The sequence below is a fragment of the Streptomyces sp. SLBN-31 genome (assembly GCF_006715395.1).
Taxonomy (GTDB): Bacteria; Actinomycetota; Actinomycetes; order Streptomycetales; family Streptomycetaceae; genus Streptomyces.
Map to the genome: position 1 here is coordinate 3,092,545 of NZ_VFNC01000002.1, position 18,160 is coordinate 3,110,704.

Genomic DNA, 18,160 nt, shown 5'->3' on the forward strand with positions numbered 1-18,160 from the left:
TCGTTCTGGTTGTCACTAGGCTGGATCGCATGGCCAGGACCAAGGAGTTCGATCCGGAGGCCGCGCTGCAGGCAGCCCTGGAGCTGTTCTGGCAGCGCGGCTACGAGGCGACGTCCATGTCCGACCTGGTGGACCGCCTCGGCATCGGCCGCGCCAGCATCTACGCGACCTTCGGCAGCAAGCACGAGCTGTACCTGATGGCACTGGAGCGCTACGACCGGGCGGGCCTCCCGCCGATCATGCGGGAGCTGTCCCGGCCGGGCCCGGCCCTGCCGGCCGTCCGGGCTGTCGTACGCCGTTACGCCACCGAGGCGGCCGACGAACGGCTGCGCCTCAACGGCTGCCTGGTCACCAACACGGCGTCCGAACTCGCCCCGCACGACCCGGCCGCCGCCCGGCGGGTCGAGCGCAACTGGGACCAACTGGAGACCGTGCTGCACTCCGCCCTGCTGCGCGCCCAGGCCCAGGGCGAGCTGCCGGCCCACCGCGACCCGCTCACCCTCGCCCGCATGCTGCTGGTACTGCTGCAGGGCCTGCGGGTGGTCGGCAAGGCGTCCGGCGACCCGGCCCGCGTACGGGACGCGGCGGAACAGGCGCTGGCACTGCTCGACTGAGCCGCCCCTCCTCATCGAGGGGCGTTTCTTCTGCTCTCATACTGAACCGATCGGTCAAGAAATGGGGAGACCATGACCAGAAGCCGTTTCGCGGGGAGGACCGCTCTCGTCACGGGCGGGGGGTCGGGCATCGGCCGAGCCGTCGCGCTCGCGTTCGCCGCGGAGGGCGCGTACGTGGTCGTGGCCGGCCGGCGCCGGGAACCACTCGACGAGACGGTCGCCCTGATCGAGCGGTCGGGCGGCAAGGCACTCGCCGTGCCGGCCGACGTCTCCCGCGACACCGAGGCGACCGCCGTGGTCCGGGCCGCCGTCGAGACCTTCGGCTCGCTTGACGTGGCCGTCAACAACGCGGGCGTCTTCCGTGGCGGCGCTCCCCTGGCCGACCTGTCCGAGGAGGACTGGCGGGCGCAGCTCGACGTCAACGTCACGGGCGTGTTCCTGGCGCTGCGGGCGCAGGTGCGGCAGATGCGCGCCCAGCGCTCGGGCGGCGCGATCGTCAACGTCTCCTCCACCTTCGGGCTCCACACCAGCCCCGCCGGCGCCGCCGCCTACTCCGCCACCAAGGCCGCGGTGACGGCGCTGAGCCGGGGCGCGGCCCGGGACCACATCGGCGACGGCGTCCGCATCAACGTCGTGAGCCCGGGCGCCACCGACACGCCCATGTCGCTGCGGCCGGGCGAGACGGAGTCCGACCGCACCGAACGGGCCGCGGCGATCCTGCCGTTGGGCCGCATCTCCACCACCGGGGAGATCGCGGCCGCCGTCCTGTACCTGGCCTCGGACGACGCGGCCTCGGTGGTGGGCACGGACCTGGTCGTGGACAGCGGCGGCTCACTCTGAGCGGGCGTGCCCTCAGGCCTTCAGCGCGTCGTAGGACACCCCGGTCAGCCGCTCCGAAGCCTCCCAAAGCCGTTCGCCCGCCGTGTCGTTGAGCGTCCACGGCGCGCGCCACGACGGAGCGGGCGCCCCGCGCCACATCATGAACGACGGTCCCGTGAACGAGTCGGGGCGCACACCGGGCGCCGTCGCCGCGTACAGCACGGGCAGGGCACCGGCCTCCGCCGACTGGGCGAGGACGCGGTTGCCGACCTCGACCAGCCGGCCGACCAGTCGGCGCCCCTCCATACGGGGGCCGGCGGTCTGCAGGTTGGTCGAGGCGTAACCGGGGTGCGCGGCCGCGGCCACCACGTCCGAGCCGTGTGCCGCCAGCCGCCGCGCCAGCTCGTGGGTGAAGAGCAGGTTGGCGGTCTTGGAGCGCGCGTAGGCGACCCAACGCCGGTAGCGGCGCTCGCTGTTGAGGTCACGGATGTCGATGTTGGCGATCGCGTGCATCTCGCTGGAGACGGTCACCACCCGGGCGCCGGAGGTGGCGAGCAGGGTGGGCAGCAGCAGGCCGGTCAGGGCGAAGTGCCCGAGGTGGTTGACCCCGAACTGCGTCTCGAAGCCGTCCGCCGTCGTCCCGTAGGGCAGCGCCATCACCCCGGCGTTGTTGACGAGCAGGTCGAGATGCTCGTACGGGAAGCGGTCCGCGAAGTCCCGTATCGAGCGCAGGTCCCCGAGGTCGAGTCGCATGCATTCGGCGACGGCGTCCGGGACCTCGGCGACGATCCGGTCCACCGCCGCGTTCCCCCGCACCTCACTCCGGCACGCGAGCACCACCCGCGCCCCCTTGCGGGCGAGCTCGCGCGCGGTGACGTACCCGATCCCGCTGTTGGCACCGGTGACGACGGCGATGCGGCCGGTCCGGTCGGGAATGGCGTCGACGGTCCAGCCTGGCATGGCCGAACTCCCTTCGAGGTGGGCTTGCGGTGCCTTCGTGACTCCAGCGTAGGAGAGAGGGGTCGCGGACAGCCCGAAGGGGCGGCACCCCCGCACAGGGTGCCGCCCCCTCTTTCGTGATCCGGAGCCGCCGCCCATCGGTGTTGAGGGTCGGGGACGGGCGGCGGCTCCGGGGTCCGGGTGGGTCAGCGGTGGTCGCTGCCCTCCGACTGCACGGCCGCGCGTCCCGCCTCCAGGCGCGCCACCGGGATACGGAACGGCGAGCAGGAGACGTAGTCGAGACCGACCTCGTGGAAGAAGTGGACCGACTCCGGGTCGCCGCCGTGCTCGCCGCAGACGCCGAGCTTGAGGTCGGGACGGGTCTCGCGGCCCGCCTTCGCGGCCAGGCTGACCAGGGAGCCGACGCCGTCCTTGTCGATCGTCTCGAAGGGGCTGACGCCGAAGATGCCCTTCTCCAGGTAGGCGGTGAAGAAGGAGGCCTCCACGTCGTCCCGGCTGAAGCCCCACACCGTCTGGGTGAGGTCGTTCGTGCCGAAGGAGAAGAACTCCGCCGCCTCCGCGATCTGGCCCGCCGTCAGCGCGGCCCGCGGCAGCTCGATCATCGTGCCGATGGCGAGCTTGAGCTGCGTGCCGGTGGCGGCCTCGACCTCGGCGACGACCTGGTCGGCCTCCTCGCGGACGATCTCCAGCTCCTGGACGGTGCCGACGAGCGGGATCATGATCTCCGCGCGCGGGTCGCCCTTGGCGGCCTTGCGCTCGGCGGCCGCCTCCGCGATGGCCCGGACCTGCATGGTGAACAGGCCGGGGATGACGAGGCCGAGGCGTACGCCGCGCAGACCCAGCATCGGGTTCTGCTCGTGCAGCCGGTGCACCGCCTGCAGCAGCCGCAGGTCGTTCTCGTGCGACTCCTGGCGGGACTCGGCGAGCGCGACACGCACCGACAGCTCGGTGATGTCGGGCAGGAACTCGTGCAGCGGCGGGTCGAGGAGGCGGATGGTGACGGGCAACCCGTCCATCGCCTTGAACAGCTCCACGAAGTCCGCCTTCTGCAGCGGGAGCAGCTCCTTCAGGGACTCCTCGCGCTCGGCCTCCGTGTCGGCCAGGATCAGCCGCTCGACCAGCTCGCGCCGGTCGCCGAGGAACATGTGCTCGGTGCGGCACAGGCCGATGCCCTGGGCGCCGAAGCGGCGGGCGCGCAGCGCGTCCTCGGCGTTGTCGGCGTTGGCGCGCACCCGCAGGCGGCGCATCCGGTCGGCGTACCCGATGATCCGGTGCACGGCCTCGACCAGCTCGTCGGCGTCGTCGGCGCCGGCGTGCATCCGGCCCTCGAAGTACTCCACGACCGGCGACGGCACGACCGGCACCTCACCGAGGTACACCTTGCCGCTGGAGCCGTCGATGGAGATGACGTCGCCCTCCTCGACGACGTGTCCGCCGGGGACCGTCATCCGGCGCCGCTTGGTGTCGACCTCCAGCTCCTCGGCGCCGCAGACACAGGTCTTGCCCATGCCGCGGGCGACGACGGCCGCGTGCGAGGTCTTGCCGCCACGGCTGGTCAGGATGCCCTCGGCGGCGATCATGCCGTCAAGGTCGTCGGGGTTGGTCTCCCGGCGGACCAGGATGACCTTCTCGCCCGAGCGCGACCACTTCACGGCGGTGTACGAGTCGAAGACGGCCTTGCCGACGGCCGCGCCCGGCGAGGCGGCGATGCCCCGGCCGACCTGCTCGACCTTCGCCTCCTCGTCGAAGCGCGGGAACATCAGCTGGGCGAGCTGGGCGCCGGTGACCCGCTGCAGCGCCTCGGCCTCGTCGATGAGCCCCTGGTCCACGAGCTGCGTGGCGATGCGGAAGGCGGCACCGGCCGTCCGCTTGCCGACGCGCGTCTGCAGCATCCACAGCTGGCCGCGCTCGATGGTGAACTCGATGTCGCAGAGATCCTTGTAGTGGTTCTCCAGGGTCTCCATGATCTGCATGAGCTGGTCGTACGACTTCTTGTCGATCTGCTCCAGCTCGGCGAGCGGCACGGTGTTGCGGATGCCGGCCACGACGTCCTCGCCCTGGGCGTTCTGCAGGTAGTCGCCGTAGACGCCCTGGTGGCCGGAGGCCGGGTCGCGGGTGAAGGCGACGCCCGTGCCGGAGTCCGGGCCCAGGTTGCCGAAGACCATGGAGCAGACGTTGACGGCCGTACCGAGGTCGTGCGGGATGCGCTCCTGGCGGCGGTAGAGCTTGGCCCGGTCGCCGTTCCAGGAGTCGAAGACCGCCTTGATGGCGAGGTCCATCTGCTCGCGCGGGTCCTGCGGGAAGTCCCGGCCGGCCTCCTTCTTGACGATCTTCTTGAAGGCGGTGACCAGCTTCTTCAGGTCCGCGGCCTCCAGGTCGGTGTCGACCGTGACCTTCTTGGCCTCCTTGGCCTTCTCCAGCGCCTCCTCGAAGAGGTCGCCGTCGACGCCGAGGACGGTCTTGCCGAACATCTGGATGAGGCGGCGGTAGGAGTCCCAGGCGAACCGCTCGTCGCCGGCCTGGTCGGCGAGGCCCTTCACGGACTTGTCGGAGAGCCCGATGTTGAGGACGGTGTCCATCATGCCGGGCATCGAGAACTTGGCGCCGGAGCGGACGGAGACGAGCAGGGGGTTGTCGGGCTGGCCGAGCTTCTTGCCCATCTTGGTCTCGAGGGCGTCGAGGTGCGCACTCACCTCGTCACGCAGTGCCGCGGGCTCCTCGCCGCTGTCGAGGTAGACCTTGCAGGCTTCCGTCGTGATGGTGAAGCCGGGGGGAACGGGGAGTCCCAGGTTGGTCATCTCGGCGAGGTTCGCGCCCTTGCCACCGAGGAGGTCCTTGAGATCCTTGTTTCCCTCGGTGAAGTCGTAAACGAGCTTCGCTACGTGAGGTTCTTTGTTTTCCGACACGGGTCTCGACTCCCTCGAAGACGCGGTGGCTGCCCTGACGGCCAGGAACATACCCAGATCGAAGGCGTCTGGGTACGTCTACTCGCGCGTCATGTGCCCGTAACCAGCGCTCCGCCAGAGGATTGAAAGTCAAAGCTCGGCAAGCAACCGGCCGCTTATGTTTTCAATTCTTGAACGCATCCTCGCCCACAGGTGCGGTTTTGCGCTCAGATGAGCAGCCCTCACGCCCACTTGATTTCGCTCGATGAACGATCAAACGGTGGCACCCAGTGCCACTCCTTGGAGAAGTGCAGCCGCTCAAGATCCGCTCATCTGAGCGCAACCCTTATCAAGGGTGGCGAGAATCACGCTGCCACAGCGGCTCGGATTTCACCATGCGGACGCGCCCGGACCTGCGACGCAACGCGAAACCCGGACGTCACACGCCCATCGCCGACAGCCGCTCCTCCACCCGCTCCGGCGCGTACAGGTACTCCACGACCAGCGCCGCGGCCCCCACCAGGCCGGCCCGCTCGCCGAGCCGCGAGGTGACGACGTCCAGATGGGCCGTGGAGCGCGGTAGCGCCCGCTGGTACAGCAGCTCCCGCACCCCCGTGAGGAAGGGGGTTCCGGCCAGATCCCCCGCGATCATCAGCACACCGGGGTTCAGCAGCGTCACGACGGTCGCCAGCACGTCTCCGACCCGCCGCCCGGCTTCCCGTGCCAGCCCGACGGCCTCCGGGTGTCCGGCCGCCAGCAGGTCCCGCACGTCCGAGCCCGAGGCCGCGGGCACGCCCGCCTCCGCCAGCCGCCGCGCGACGGCGCCGCCACTGGCGACGGCGGCGAGACACCCGTACGACCCGCACCGGCACAGCGCCTCCGCGCCCACCCGGATGTGCCCGATGTCGCCCGCGCCCCCGTCGATGCCCCGGAAGATCGAACCGCCGACCACGACCCCGGCCCCGATGCCGGTGGACACCTTCACCAGCACGAACGCCGAGCAGTCGGCGTAGCCCGCCCGCTGCTCGCCGTACGCCATGAGGTTCGCGTCGTTGTCGACGAGCACCGGAACGGCGCCTGTGCCCGTGCGCTCACCGAAGGCCCTGCTCAGCCGCCCTCTTATGTCGTAGCCGTCCCAGCCCGGCATCATCGGCGGCTGCACGACCCGGCCGGTCTCGCTGTCGACGGGTCCCGGCACGGCGAGCCCGATCCCGCAGGCCGACCCCGCCGGCCGCCCGGCCTTCTGAAGCAACTCGGCGAACCAGCCGCCCAGTTCGCCCAGTACGGCGTCCGGGCCGTCCTCGACCCGCAGGACGCCGGAGCGTTCGGCGAGGATCTCGCCGGTCAGCGTCAGGACGGCGGCCCGCGCATGCCGGGTGTCGAGGTCGGCGGCCAGCACGACGGCGTGCTCGTCGTCGAACTCCAGTGTGATGGAGGGGCGTCCGCCCAGCGGCGAGTCGACCGGGCCCCCCGCCCCCTCCCTCAGCCAGCCCGCGCGGAAGAGGCGGTCGAGGCGCTGGCCGACGGTGGCGCGGGACAGTCCGGTGACCTGCTGGAGCGCTCCGCGCGTGGTCGCGCGTCCACTTCGTACCAGTTCGAGCAGATCGCCGGCGCGTGCCTGTCCACGTCCCGTCATGCGCACCCCCTTGTGCTTCTCAACTCTGCATTACATATTGAGTTTTGCGTGTTAAATAGACGTAACTCTACGATGGCTACGACCGAACCGGTCGCCCGCACCTCTTTCGGGGAGCCCCGAGTGGATCGCACCGCCCAGCTGACCAGCCGCGCCACCAAGCGCCCCACTGCATACGATCCACCCCCCACGGGGGATTCGCCGCACGTCAGGGCCGCCCGTGTGCTGGAGGACAACTGGACGGGCTCCTCCACGGTCCCCTCGCGCAGCCTGTACCCGCACCAGTGGTCCTGGGACTCGGCGTTCGTCGCGATCGGCCTGCGCCACCTGTCGCCGTTACGGGCGCAGACGGAACTGGAGACGCTGCTGGCCGCCCAGTGGGGCGACGGCCGCATCCCGCACATCGTCTTCAACCCCTCCGTGCCCCTCGACGCGTACTTCCCGAGCCCCGACTTCTGGCGCTCCTCGACCGCGGGGCGCGCTGCGGGCGCCCCGCGCACCGTACAGACCTCCGGCATCGTGCAGCCACCGGTGCACGCGCTCGCGGCCTGGCTGGTGCACTGCGCCGACCCCGGGCTCTCCCGCGCACGCGGCTTCCTGGCCCGCCTGTACCCCCGCCTGGCCGCCTGGCACCGCTATCTGCTGCACCGCAGGGACCTGGGCGGCGGCGGGCTCGTGTCCGTCGTCCACCCCTGGGAGCAGGGCATGGACAACAGCCCCTGCTGGGACGCCCCGCTCAGCCGGATCGTGCCCGCCCCGGCCCGCTCCTTCCGCCGCGCCGACCTCGACCACGGCGCCCCCGAGGACCGTCCGACGGATCTCGACTACGGGCGGTACGTGCGGCTGGCGACGGACTACCGGGATCGCGGGTACGCCGACGGGGGCGGCGAGTTCGCCGTGGAGGACCCGGCGTTCAACGCCCTGCTGATCGCCTCCGAACACGCGCTCGCCCGGATCGCCCGCGAACTGGGCGCCACGGGAACGGCCCGCCACGGCCGCGCGGAACGCCTGACGGCAGCGCTCGTACGACGCCTGTGGGACCCGGCGAGCGGGATGTTCCTCTGCCGCGACCTGCGGGGCGGGGTCATCCCCGAGCGCAGCGTCTCCGGCCTGGTCCCGCTCGTCCTCCCCGGACTCCCCCGCGACCTCGTCACGGCACTCACGCGCACCCTGCGCGGGCCGCACTTCGGTCTCGGCAGCAGCACGCGCCTGGTGCCCAGTTACGACCTCCTCGGCGAGGCCTTCGACCCGCACCGCTACTGGCGCGGCCCCGCCTGGTTCAACGTCAACTGGCTGCTGGAGAGCGGACTGCGCACGCACGGCGAGCCGGATGCCGCCGACGCGCTGCGCGAGGCCGTCCTGGACACCGCCGACGCGTCCGGGTTCGCGGAGTACGTGGACCCGCGCACCGGCGAACCCTGCGGAGCGCTCGGCTTCGGCTGGACCGCAGCACTCGCGCTGGATCTGCTCCACACGCGCCCCGGAGACGGCGTGTCCCCGACGGGCATCGACACGTTCGACGAGATGAGCGACGAGAACGCAAGGGGAGGGGACCGGGGATGAGCGACCGGCATCATCTGCTCGTGCACGGCGGGACGTTCGCGGCCGTGGGCGACGGCGGGGACATCAGCGGGGTCCGGGGAGCCGGCTCCCCGGACGGTCTGTTCGTGCGGGACGCCCGGCACCTGAGCCGTTGGCAACTGACGGTCGACGGCGCCGTGCCGGAGTCGCTCACGCCGGTCGCGGACGGGGACACGGCCCGCTGTGTCCTCGTCCCGCGCGGCGGACGGCAGGAACCCCCCGCCTGCACGGTCTTCCGTGAACAGGCGGTCGGGGACGGCACGTTCGTGGAGTCCCTCAAGGTCACCAGCAACCGCCCGGCGCCGACCACGGTCCGCCTCGCGATCACCGCGGACGCCGACTTCACCGACCAGTTCGAACTCCGCTCCGACCACCGCACCTACGCCAAGACCGGCGCCACCCGTTCCCGCCAAGTCCTCGACGACGGCGTGGAGTTCGTCTACCGGCGGGGCGAATGGCGGTCCTGTACGACGGTGACGGCCGAGCCCGCTCCGGACGCCGTGGAGGAGACGGGCACGGGAGCCCGTCGCCTCGTATGGACCCTGGACCTAGCCCCGCACGGCACCGCGGAACTGGTCCTTCGCGTGATGGCCCGCCCGCACGGCGACAAACGGGCCCTGCGCGTGCCGGCCTCCCCCGCCGCGGTGATCGAACAACTCCTTTCCCTCGAAGGCGAGTTCGTGGAAGGTGTGGCCTTCCCGACGGGCTGGCCGGAGCTGGCGGCGGCGTGCGCGCGGGGCCTGGCGGACCTGGCCTCGCTCCAGCTGTCGGCGACGGGCCCGGACGGCGAGGAACTGCGCGTGCCGGCCGCCGGCGCCCCGTGGTTCCTGACCCTGCTGGGCCGGGACGCCCTGCTCACCTCCCTCTTCGCCCTCCCCTACCGCCCGCAGCTGGCCGCCGCGACCCTGCCCGCCCTGGCCGCCACCCAGGCCACCGAGACGGGCGTGGACTCGGTGGCCCAGCCGGGAAAGATCGTGCACGAGGTCCGCCACGGCGAACTGGCGCACTTCGGCCAGGTCCCGTACGGCCGCTACTACGGTTCGGTGGACGCCACCCCCCTCTTCCTCGTCCTCCTCGGCGCCTACGTCGAACAGACCGGCGACACCGCGCTCGCCCGCCGCCTGGAGCCCCACGCCCGCGCCGCGATCGGCTGGATGCTGGACCACGGGGGCCTGACCTCCCGCGGCTACCTGGTCTACCGCGCCGACCAGGGCGGCCTGGCCAACCAGAACTGGAAGGACTCCCCCGGCGCGATCTGCTCGGCCGACGGCACCCGGGCGAGCGGAGCGGTGATGGCGGCGGGGGCGCAGGGCTACGCGTACGACGCGCTGCGCCGCACGGCGTGGATCGCGCGCACCGTGTGGACCGACGAGACGTACGCGGCGCTGCTGGAGCAGTCGGCCGCCGATCTGCGGGACCGCTTCCAGCGGGACTTCTGGATGCCGGAGCGATCGTTCCCCGCCCTGGCGCTGGACGGCGCAGGAAGGCAACTGGACGCGCTCGCGTCGGACGCGGGCCATCTCCTCTGGTCGGGGTTGCTGGACAAGGAGTACGGGGAGGCGGTGGGCCGGCGCTTGCTGGAGCCGGACTTCTTCTCCGGCTGGGGTGTCCGCACCCTGGCATCGGGCCAGGCCGCGTACCACCCGCTCTCCTACCACCGGGGCTCGGTGTGGCCCCACGACAACGCGCTGATCGCCCTGGGGCTGGCGCGGTACGGGCTGCACGACGAGGCGCGCACGGTCGCGCACGGCCTGGTGGACGCGGCGAACGCCACCGGGCACCGGCTGCCGGAGGTCATCGCGGGGTACGGGCGGGACGCGCACGCGGAGCCGGTGCCGTATCCGCACGCGTGCGTGCGGGAGTCCCGCTCCGCGGCGGCGCCCCTCGCCCTGCTGACGGCGGTCGGCGGTGCCTGAGGGACCGGGCCGTTGAACAGCCGTTTGCCGGGTGTTTGCCCGGTGCCGTGAACACCCGCGGGGGGCCCGCCGTACGGAAGGTCGGCGGGTCCTTGCCTCCCCAGCGTGACCCGCCCCTCCCTCTCCCGGGCCTCGCTACGGAAGGACCTTCGGGTGCCTGTCTTCACGCGCCTTCGCCACCAGCCGGAAACCGCCGACGCCGTCACCGAGGGCACGTCACCCGAGGAGCGGGAGACGGCCGCGCGGGTCACCCTGCGGTCCCGGTTCGCCGCCTGGCGCGAACGGCACCCCGCGGTCGTGCGCGGCACCCACTGGACGATCACGGCCCTCGCCGCGGCGCTGGTCTTCCTGGCACTGGTACTGCCGAACAAGGAGAGCGCGCTGCACGCGGACCGGTTCGTCCGGATACCGGTGGAGGCGATCCTCGGGGCCGCGGCGGCCCTCACCCTGCCCCGCCGGCCCCGGCTGACGGTGGCGGCACTGTCCGGCGTCGCGCTCGGCGCGATGACGATCCTGAACCTGCTGGACATGGGCTTCTGGGAGTACCTGGGCCGGCGCTTCAACCTCGTCCTGGACTGGGAACTGCTGCCCGACGCGCAGTCCTACGTCAAGGACTCGATGGGCCCGACGGTGGCGACCCTCGCGACAGTGGGCGCCTTCATCCTGGTACTGCTCCTCCTGACCGTCATGGCACTGGCCATGATCCGCCTCAGCTCGGTGCTCGCGCGCAACAAACAGGCAGCGACCCGGGGAACGCTGGCCGCCGCCGTCGTATGGGTCCTGTGCTCCGCACTGGGCCTGCAGATCGCCGGAACGCCGGTCGCGGCCGACCGCGCCGCAGGAGCGGTGCTGTCACAGGCACGGCTGGTCCACACGACCCTGCGCGACGAGGCGGAGTTCCAGAAGGTCGCCAAGATCGACGCGTTCGGCAACACCCCGCCCGGCCAGCTCGTCCCGGACCTGCGCGGCAAGGACATGATCTTCACCTTCATCGAGAGCTACGGCCGCAGCGCGATCGAGGACCCGGTGGAGGCGCCCGGCGTCGACGCGACCCTCGACGCCCGCACCAAGGCCCTCGCGAAGGCGGGCTTCCACGCCAAGAGCGGCTGGCTGACCTCCGCCACCTACGGCGGCAGCAGCTGGCTCGGCCACTCCACCACCATGTCGGGCCTGTGGATCGACAACCAGCAGCGCTACCGCACGCTGATGGCGAGCGACCACATGAGCCTGACCGAGGCGTTCAAGAAGAGTGGCGCCTGGGACACGGTCGGCATCATGCCGGGCGTGCAGAAAAGCTGGCCGGAGTCGAAGTTCTACGGCCTGGACTCCTACCGCAACGCCTTCCAGATGGGCTACAAGGGCCCCAAGTTCAGCTGGTCCACCATGCCCGACCAGTACGCGCTGCAGCAGTTCCAGAACCTGGAGCACGGCAAGAAGCGCACCAAGCCCCTGATGTCCCTGGTCATCCTGACCTCCAGCCACCAACCGTGGGCCCCCATCCCCAGGATGGTCCCCTGGACCGAACTGGGCGACGGCAAGATCTTCAACTCGATCCAGGCAGCAGGCCACAAGCCCTCGGACATCATCGCCAGCTCCCCCAGGTCCCAGGCGGAGTACGGCAAGTCGGTCCAGTACTCCGTCACGGCCCTCACCGAGTGGCTGGAGCGCTACGGCACGAAGGACACCGTCCTGGTCTTCCTCGGCGACCACCAGCCGATCCCCCGCGTCAGCGGCAACCACGCCAGCCGCGACGTCCCGGTCTCGATCGTCGCCAAGGACCCCAAGGTCCTGGACAGGATCTCCACCTGGAACTGGACGGACGGCCTGCGCCCCGCCCACAACGCCCCGGTCTGGAAGATGAGCGCGTTCCGCGACAGGTTCCTCACGGCGTACGGCTCGACGAAGCATCCGAGGAAGGGGTGAGCAGCGCCGTACCAACAGACCCACCGTCGCGGTCGCGCAGTTCCCCGCGCCCCCAGGGGCGTGGCGGGCGCCCTCGGCGAGAAGGGGACGGGGCGGGGGGTGTCCGCCCGCAGCGGCGGGCGTCCATCACCGTCACAGATCAAGACGCGGCCCCGCCCGACCGAGGACGGACACCCCCCGCCCCGTCCCCGACCCACGACGAAACCGCAGGCGGCCGAACCTCAGCCCCCCGACGTGTCGAGCTCCGCGTCCTCCCCGACACCCGCGCAGTCGTAGGGGTCCTTCAGCCACCCGTCCGGCAGCACCACCCTGTTGTTGCCGGAGGTACGCCCCCGAGGCCCGTCGGCACCGACCGGCCAGGCCTGATCAAGCTCCAACTCGTCCAGCCCGCCGCGCAGTTCCTCCAGAGACGACGTGACGGCGAGCCGCTTGCGCATCTCACTCCCGACGGCGAAGCCCTTCAGATACCAGGCGACATGCTTACGGAAGTCGACGACTCCCTTCGCCTCGTCGCCGATCCACTCCCCCAGCAGCCGAGCATGCCGCACCATGACATCGGCGACCTCACGCAAAGAAGGCCGCGCGACGTCCTGCTCACGCCCCTCGAACGCCGCGACCAGGTCCGCGAACAGCCACGGCCGCCCCAGGCACCCCCGCCCCACGACCACCCCGTCGCACCCGGTCTCCCGTACCATCCGCAGCGCGTCCCCGGCCGACCAGATGTCGCCATTGCCCAGCACCGGAATCTCCGGCACATGCTCCTTCAGCCGGGCGATGGCGTCCCAGTCCGCGGTACCGCCGTAGTGCTGCGCGGCCGTACGCCCGTGCAGGGCGATCGCCGTGACGCCTTCCTCGACGGCGATCCGCCCGGCGTCCAGATACGTGATGTGGTCGTCGTCGATGCCCTTGCGCATCTTCATGGTCACGGGCAGGTCCCCGGCGCCCGAGACGGCCTCACGCAGGATCGCCCGGAGCAGGTTCCGCTTGTAGGGCAGCGCGGACCCGCCGCCCTTGCGCGTCACCTTCGGCACGGGGCACCCGAAGTTGAGGTCGATGTGGTCGGCGAGACCTTCCTCCGCGATCATGCGGACGGCCTTGCCCACGGTGGCGGGGTCGACGCCGTACAGCTGGATCGACCGAGGCTTCTCGCTCTCGTCGAAGTGGATCAGCTGCATGGTCTTCTCGTTGCGCTCGACCAGCGCCCGCGTGGTGATCATCTCGCTCACGAAGAGGCCCTTGCCGCCGCTGAACTCCCGGCACAGGGTCCGGAAGGGAGCGTTGGTGATCCCGGCCATGGGGGCGAGGACGACAGGGGGCTGGACGGTGTGCGGACCGATCTGCAGGGGCGTGGACATTAGCCCATTGTCACCCATGGAAAACGCCCGCATCCCCGCCCTCCAAGGATCATGCATCCACCATTAGTTAGCACCACTATTAGTTAGACACACTATCGACATCGGCGTACGATAAAACGCATGCCCGAGCTCAGTCACCGCCGACGTCTGCTGGTCCTGGCGATCTGCTGCATGAGCCTGCTGATCGTCAGCATCGACGTCACCGCTCTGAACGTCGCCCTGCCGGACATGCAGCGCGAACTGCACGCGAGCACGTCCGGCCTGCAGTGGACGATCGACGCCTACACGCTCGTACTGGCCTCGCTCCTGATGCTCGCGGGCTCCACCGCCGACCGGATCGGCCGCAAGCGCGTGTTCATGACCGGCCTGGTCCTGTTCGTCGTCGGCTCGCTGCTGTGCTCGCTCGCCCCGAACCTCGACTCACTGGTCGCGTTCCGGATGATCCAGGCGGTCGGCGGCTCGATGCTCAACCCGGTCGCCATGTCGATCATCACCAACACCTTCACCGACCCCCGCGAACGGGCCCGGGCGATCGGTGTGTGGGGCGCCGTGGTCGGCATCTCCATGGCGGCCGGCCCGCTGGCGGGCGGTCTGCTCGTGGAGTCGGTCGGCTGGCGGTCGATCTTCTGGGTCAACCTTCCCGTCGGCCTCACGGCCCTGCTGCTGACCCTGCGCTTCGTCCCCGAGTCCCGCGCCCCCAGGGCCCGCCGTCCCGACCCGGTCGGGCAGCTCATGGTCATCGCGCTGTTCGGCTCCCTGACGTACGCGATCATCGAGGCCCCGGACTCCGGCGTGGCCGCGGTCCTGCCGTTCGCGCTGGTCGCCGCGGCGGCCCTGGGCGGCCTGCTCTGGTACGAGCCGCGACGCGACGAACCCCTCATCGACCTGCGCTTCTTCCGCTCCGTGCCGTTCAGCGGCGCGACGGTGACAGCGATCGCGGCGTTCGCCTCGCTGGGCGGCTTCCTGTTCCTGTCGACGCTGTACCTGCAGAACGTACGCGGGTACGACGCACTGCACGCGGGGCTGTGGATGCTGCCGATGGCGGTGCCGATGTTCCTGTGCGCGCCGGTGTCCGGACGGCTGGTCGGCAGCCGGGGGCCACGGCTGTCCCTCATGGTCGCCGGTGTGGCGATGACGGTGAGCGCGGTGCTGTTCGCGGCGTTCGACGCGGAGACCTCGAACACGACGCTGTTCGTCGGGTACGTGCTGTTCGGCGTCGGCTTCGGATTCGTGAACGCGCCGATCACCAACACGGCGGTGTCGGGCATGCCGCGGGCGCAGGCGGGGGTCGCCGCGGCGGTGGCCTCCACGAGCCGGCAGCTGGGTCAGACGCTGGGCGTCGCGGTGATCGGGGCGGTGCTGGCCTCCGGCGTGGAGGGGTCGTCGTACAGGTCGGCGTTCGTTTCGGCTTCGGTACCGGGGTGGTGGGTGCTCGTCGGCTGTGGTGTGGCGGTGTTCACCCTCGGGGCGGTGACCACGGGGCCGTGGGCGCGGGGGACCGCGGAGCGGACCGCCGAAAAGCTGTCGTCGGCGGAGGTGCGCCAACCCACAGGGGTGAGTGCGTAGTCCGGCGGGTGCGGCCGGGTGGGGGCTGATCGCGCAGTTCCCCGCGCCCCTTCAGGTCGCGTCCCGGCCCCCGGCGTGATCTCGGGCCGTCTCTCGCGGCCCGTCAGCGTGCCTCCCTGGCCAGCGCTATCGCATGGAGTTCCTCCATCCTGGCTCGCGTTTCGTCGTCCGCCGGGACGTACGTCACCAGCCGTGAGCCCACTTCCGGTCCCAGCCACAGCTCGGTCTGGTCCACCACGACTCGTCCCACCAGGCGGTTGAGGAACTCCTTGCGCTTACTGTGGGCCACGACCACCTCGTGCCGCTCCCATGCCTCGCAGAACTCCGGGTATGCGCGCAGCCGCTTGAGCAGCAGCTTCCAGGCCGGCTCGCCGAGGTGCCCGGCCATGGCGGCGCGCAGCCGGGCGGCCATGAGGCGGCGGGTCTCCTCCAGGTGCACGATCGAGTCGCGCCACTCCTGGTTGGTGTAGGAGAGCAGGAGGCAGTTGCGGTCCTCCGGCGCCACCGCCGCCAGGTCGCACAGCAGCAGCCCGAGGACGCGGTTGTGGGCGAGGATGTCGTACCGGCTGTTCTGGATGCTCGCGGCGTACGGCTCGAGCTGTTCCAGCATGGCGCGCAGCGCCGGCGTCACCGACGGGCAGATCAGGGCCGGTGTCGGGTCGACCGCGCCGGCGAGCTGGAAGAGGTGGGCGCGCTCGGTGGGGTCGAGCATCAGGGTGCGGGCGAGGGCGTCGAGGACCTGGACGGAGACCTGGATGTCGCGGCCCTGCTCCAGCCACGTGTACCAGGTGACGCCGACGGCGGAGAGCTGGGCGACCTCCTCGCGGCGCAGCCCTGGTGTGCGGCGTCGCCGCCCGCGCGGGAGGCCGACCTCCTCCGGGGCGATCCGCTCGCGGCGGCTGCGCAGGAAGGCCGCCAGCTCGTGCCGCCGGACCTCGGCGCCCGTGCCGCGCGAGCGCGCGGTCACCGTCTCCTGGGCGATGGTCGTCATGCCTCTACCGTGCCCCTCCCGGCACCCTGTGTCCAGGTACTGCTTCTACCAGGATAAAGACACTCTGGTACCACGCTGGGCAGCGGAGCAGCCTCGATGACGTGACCGAAACGATCGCTCCACGTACCGTCCGGCCGCCGGCCGCGACGCCCTCGCTCGGGGCCGTCGGCCTCTTCACCGTGCTGCTGGCAGCGGCGCTGCCCCTCATCGACTTCTTCATCGTCAACGTCGCCCTGCCGACGATCGGCCGGGACCTGCACGCGAGCGAGTCCGTCCTGGAACTCGTCGTCGCCGGTTACGGGTTGGCGTACGCCGTGCTGCTCGTCCTGGGCGGCAGGCTCGGGGACCTGTTCGGCCGGCGCCGCTTCTTCCTCGGCGGCATGGCGGCGTTCGGGCTGACCTCGCTGGCCTGCGGTCTGGCGCCCGACGCCTGGACGCTGGTGGCGGCGCGGGTGGCGCAGGGCGCGTCGGCCGCCGCGATGCTGCCGCAGATCCTCGCCACCATCCAGGCGGCGACCGCCGGGCCGCGCCGCGCGAAGGCCATGGGCCTGTACGGCGCCACGGCCGGCCTGTCCATGGTCGCCGGGCAGATCCTCGGCGGGGTCCTGGTCGCGGCGGACATCGCGGGCACCGGCTGGCGGGCGGTGTTCCTGGTGAATGTGCCAGTGGTCGTCGTGGGCCTGCTGCTGGCGGCCCGTGCCGTCCCGGAGACCCGTTCCCGGCACCCCGAGCCGGTCGACGGCCCCGGCACCGTCCTGCTCACCGCGTCCCTGCTCGCCCTGCTCGCGCCGCTCACCGAGGGCCGTTCGGCGGGCTGGCCGCTGTGGACGTGGCTGTCGCTGGTGGCGTTCCCCTTCCTCGCGGCGGCGTTCTACGCGGTGGAGCGCCGGGCCGACCGGCAGGGCCGCACGCCTCTCGTTCCCCCGTCGCTCTTCGCGCTGACGTCGTTGCGGCGCGGTCTGGTGATGATCCTGCCGTTCTCGGTGGGCTTCAGCGGCTTCATGTTCGTGATCGCGGTGGCCTTGCAGCGGGGTGCGGGCCTGGGACCGGTGCGGGCCGGACTGGCCCTGGCACCGATGGCCGTGGTGTTCCTCTTCGTCTCGCTCGCCGGCCCCCGCCTGGTCACCCGGTACGGCACCCGGGTGGTCACCGCCGGGGCGCTGCTCCAGGGGCTGGGCATCGGCCTGATGGCCCTGGCGGCCTGGCGGTCCTGGCCGGACCTGGGGCTGGTCGAGCTGCTGCCGGGCGCGGTGTTCGCCGGCGGCGGCCAGGCGCTGCAACTGCCCATCATCTACCGGGTGGTGCTGTCCGAGGTGGAGCCGGTCCGGGCCGGGGTCGGCAGCGGGGTGATGATGACGACCCAGCAGTCGGCCCTCGCTCTCGGAGTGGCCGCTCTGGGCACGCTGTTCCTGTCCCTCGTCCCGGGCAGCGGCATGCGGGACGCCCTGGTCGTGACGCTGCTGACGCAGCTCGGCTGCATCGTCGTGACGGGCCTGCTGAGCCTGCGGCTGCCCCGCACCATCGGCTGACGGGGGCGGTCCTGTGTGGGATCGGCCACGGGTTGGTCAACTCACCGTGGAGGGTCCCCTGTTGATGTTGGTCTTGCTGCACACTCCTGTGCCGGAGGGGAGGCAGCATGCTCGAGATCAACAGGAGCCGGGTGAGGCGCTGGGACGGGCACGGCCGCGAGCACGTCGTCCGCGTGCAGCGCACCGGTCTGCAGCGGACGATCAGATGTGACACCTGCGGCTGGCGGCAGGGGGCGCAGTTCCTGCCCTGGCTGAAGGCCGAGGAGCATCTGGCTCAGGCGCACCAGGCGACGGTGGACCCGACGGAGCCGGAGCCCTCGGGCTGAGGCGCCGGGAGAGATGAGTTTCCGGCGCGGCAGGAGTCGTACAGCTGACCGCACCGCCCGCG

The 18,160-nt window shown here is 71.4% G+C and carries 13 protein-coding genes; 8 read left to right on the forward strand and 5 right to left on the reverse strand.

The window, feature by feature from the left end; genetic code table 11:
* Window positions 1-29 precede the first annotated feature (29 nt).
* Window positions 30-614 (forward strand): TetR/AcrR family transcriptional regulator, encoded by a 585-nt coding sequence (locus tag FBY22_RS34075; RefSeq protein ID WP_142151822.1) that lies wholly within the window; start codon window positions 30-32, stop codon window positions 612-614.
* A 72-nt stretch (window positions 615-686) separates the two neighbouring features.
* A complete protein-coding gene (locus FBY22_RS34080) occupies window positions 687-1,454 on the forward strand; it encodes an SDR family NAD(P)-dependent oxidoreductase (protein ID WP_142151823.1) in 768 nt (255 codons plus the stop codon).
* Window positions 1,455-1,466: 12 nt separating this feature from the next.
* Here the strand turns inward: FBY22_RS34080 and FBY22_RS34085 are convergent, their stop codons facing one another.
* The 3 genes from FBY22_RS34085 to FBY22_RS34095 form a co-directional block, all read right to left on the reverse strand.
* The gene (locus FBY22_RS34085; RefSeq protein WP_142151824.1) at window positions 1,467-2,393 is read right to left on the reverse strand and encodes an oxidoreductase; all 927 of its coding nucleotides are present in this window, start codon (window positions 2,391-2,393) and stop codon (window positions 1,467-1,469) included.
* A gap of 185 nt (window positions 2,394-2,578) precedes the next feature.
* Window positions 2,579-5,299: a pyruvate, phosphate dikinase gene (gene ppdK, locus FBY22_RS34090; protein WP_142151825.1), complete on the reverse strand. Its 2,721-nt coding sequence runs from the start codon at window positions 5,297-5,299 to the stop codon at window positions 2,579-2,581.
* A 418-nt stretch (window positions 5,300-5,717) separates the two neighbouring features.
* Complete coding sequence (locus tag FBY22_RS34095; RefSeq protein WP_142151826.1) at window positions 5,718-6,914, reverse strand: ROK family protein; 1,197 nt, start codon at window positions 6,912-6,914, stop codon at window positions 5,718-5,720.
* 120 nt (window positions 6,915-7,034) lie between these two features.
* On the opposite strand from FBY22_RS34095, the gene FBY22_RS34100 reads away from it, so the two are divergent.
* The 3 genes from FBY22_RS34100 to FBY22_RS34110 all read left to right on the forward strand — a co-directional run bounded on the left by FBY22_RS34100 (window position 7,035) and on the right by FBY22_RS34110 (window position 12,331).
* Entirely contained in the window at window positions 7,035-8,474 is a 1,440-nt protein-coding gene (locus FBY22_RS34100; RefSeq protein WP_142151827.1) for an amylo-alpha-1,6-glucosidase, read from the forward strand.
* Window positions 8,471-10,408, forward strand: a complete 1,938-nt coding sequence (locus tag FBY22_RS34105; RefSeq protein ID WP_142151828.1) for a glycogen debranching N-terminal domain-containing protein — start codon at window positions 8,471-8,473, stop codon at window positions 10,406-10,408. Before FBY22_RS34100 ends, FBY22_RS34105 begins: the two co-directional genes overlap by 4 nt.
* 153 nt (window positions 10,409-10,561) lie before the next feature.
* Window positions 10,562-12,331: a CDP-alcohol phosphatidyltransferase gene (locus tag FBY22_RS34110; RefSeq protein WP_399212313.1), complete on the forward strand. Its 1,770-nt coding sequence runs from the start codon at window positions 10,562-10,564 to the stop codon at window positions 12,329-12,331.
* 221 nt (window positions 12,332-12,552) lie between these two features.
* On the opposite strand, the gene dusB is transcribed toward FBY22_RS34110, so the two are convergent.
* Window positions 12,553-13,686 carry a tRNA dihydrouridine synthase DusB gene (dusB, locus tag FBY22_RS34115; protein WP_174267328.1) on the reverse strand — a complete coding sequence of 378 codons (1,134 nt, stop codon included), beginning with the start codon at window positions 13,684-13,686 and terminating at the stop codon, window positions 12,553-12,555.
* A 120-nt stretch (window positions 13,687-13,806) separates the two neighbouring features.
* On the opposite strand from dusB, the gene FBY22_RS34120 reads away from it, so the two are divergent.
* Complete coding sequence (locus FBY22_RS34120; protein WP_142151830.1) at window positions 13,807-15,252, forward strand: MFS transporter; 1,446 nt, start codon at window positions 13,807-13,809, stop codon at window positions 15,250-15,252.
* Window positions 15,253-15,355: 103 nt separating this feature from the next.
* On the opposite strand, the gene FBY22_RS34125 is transcribed toward FBY22_RS34120, so the two are convergent.
* Window positions 15,356-16,243: a helix-turn-helix transcriptional regulator gene (locus FBY22_RS34125; RefSeq protein WP_142151831.1), complete on the reverse strand. Its 888-nt coding sequence runs from the start codon at window positions 16,241-16,243 to the stop codon at window positions 15,356-15,358.
* A 101-nt stretch (window positions 16,244-16,344) separates the two neighbouring features.
* Here FBY22_RS34125 and FBY22_RS34130 point away from each other — a divergent pair, with 101 nt between their 5' ends.
* Window positions 16,345-17,772, forward strand: coding sequence for an MFS transporter (locus FBY22_RS34130; protein ID WP_142151832.1), 1,428 nt, complete (start codon window positions 16,345-16,347; stop codon window positions 17,770-17,772).
* A 107-nt stretch (window positions 17,773-17,879) separates the two neighbouring features.
* Window positions 17,880-18,098, forward strand: coding sequence for a hypothetical protein (locus FBY22_RS34135; RefSeq protein ID WP_142151833.1), 219 nt, complete (start codon window positions 17,880-17,882; stop codon window positions 18,096-18,098).
* Window positions 18,099-18,160 lie beyond the last annotated feature (62 nt).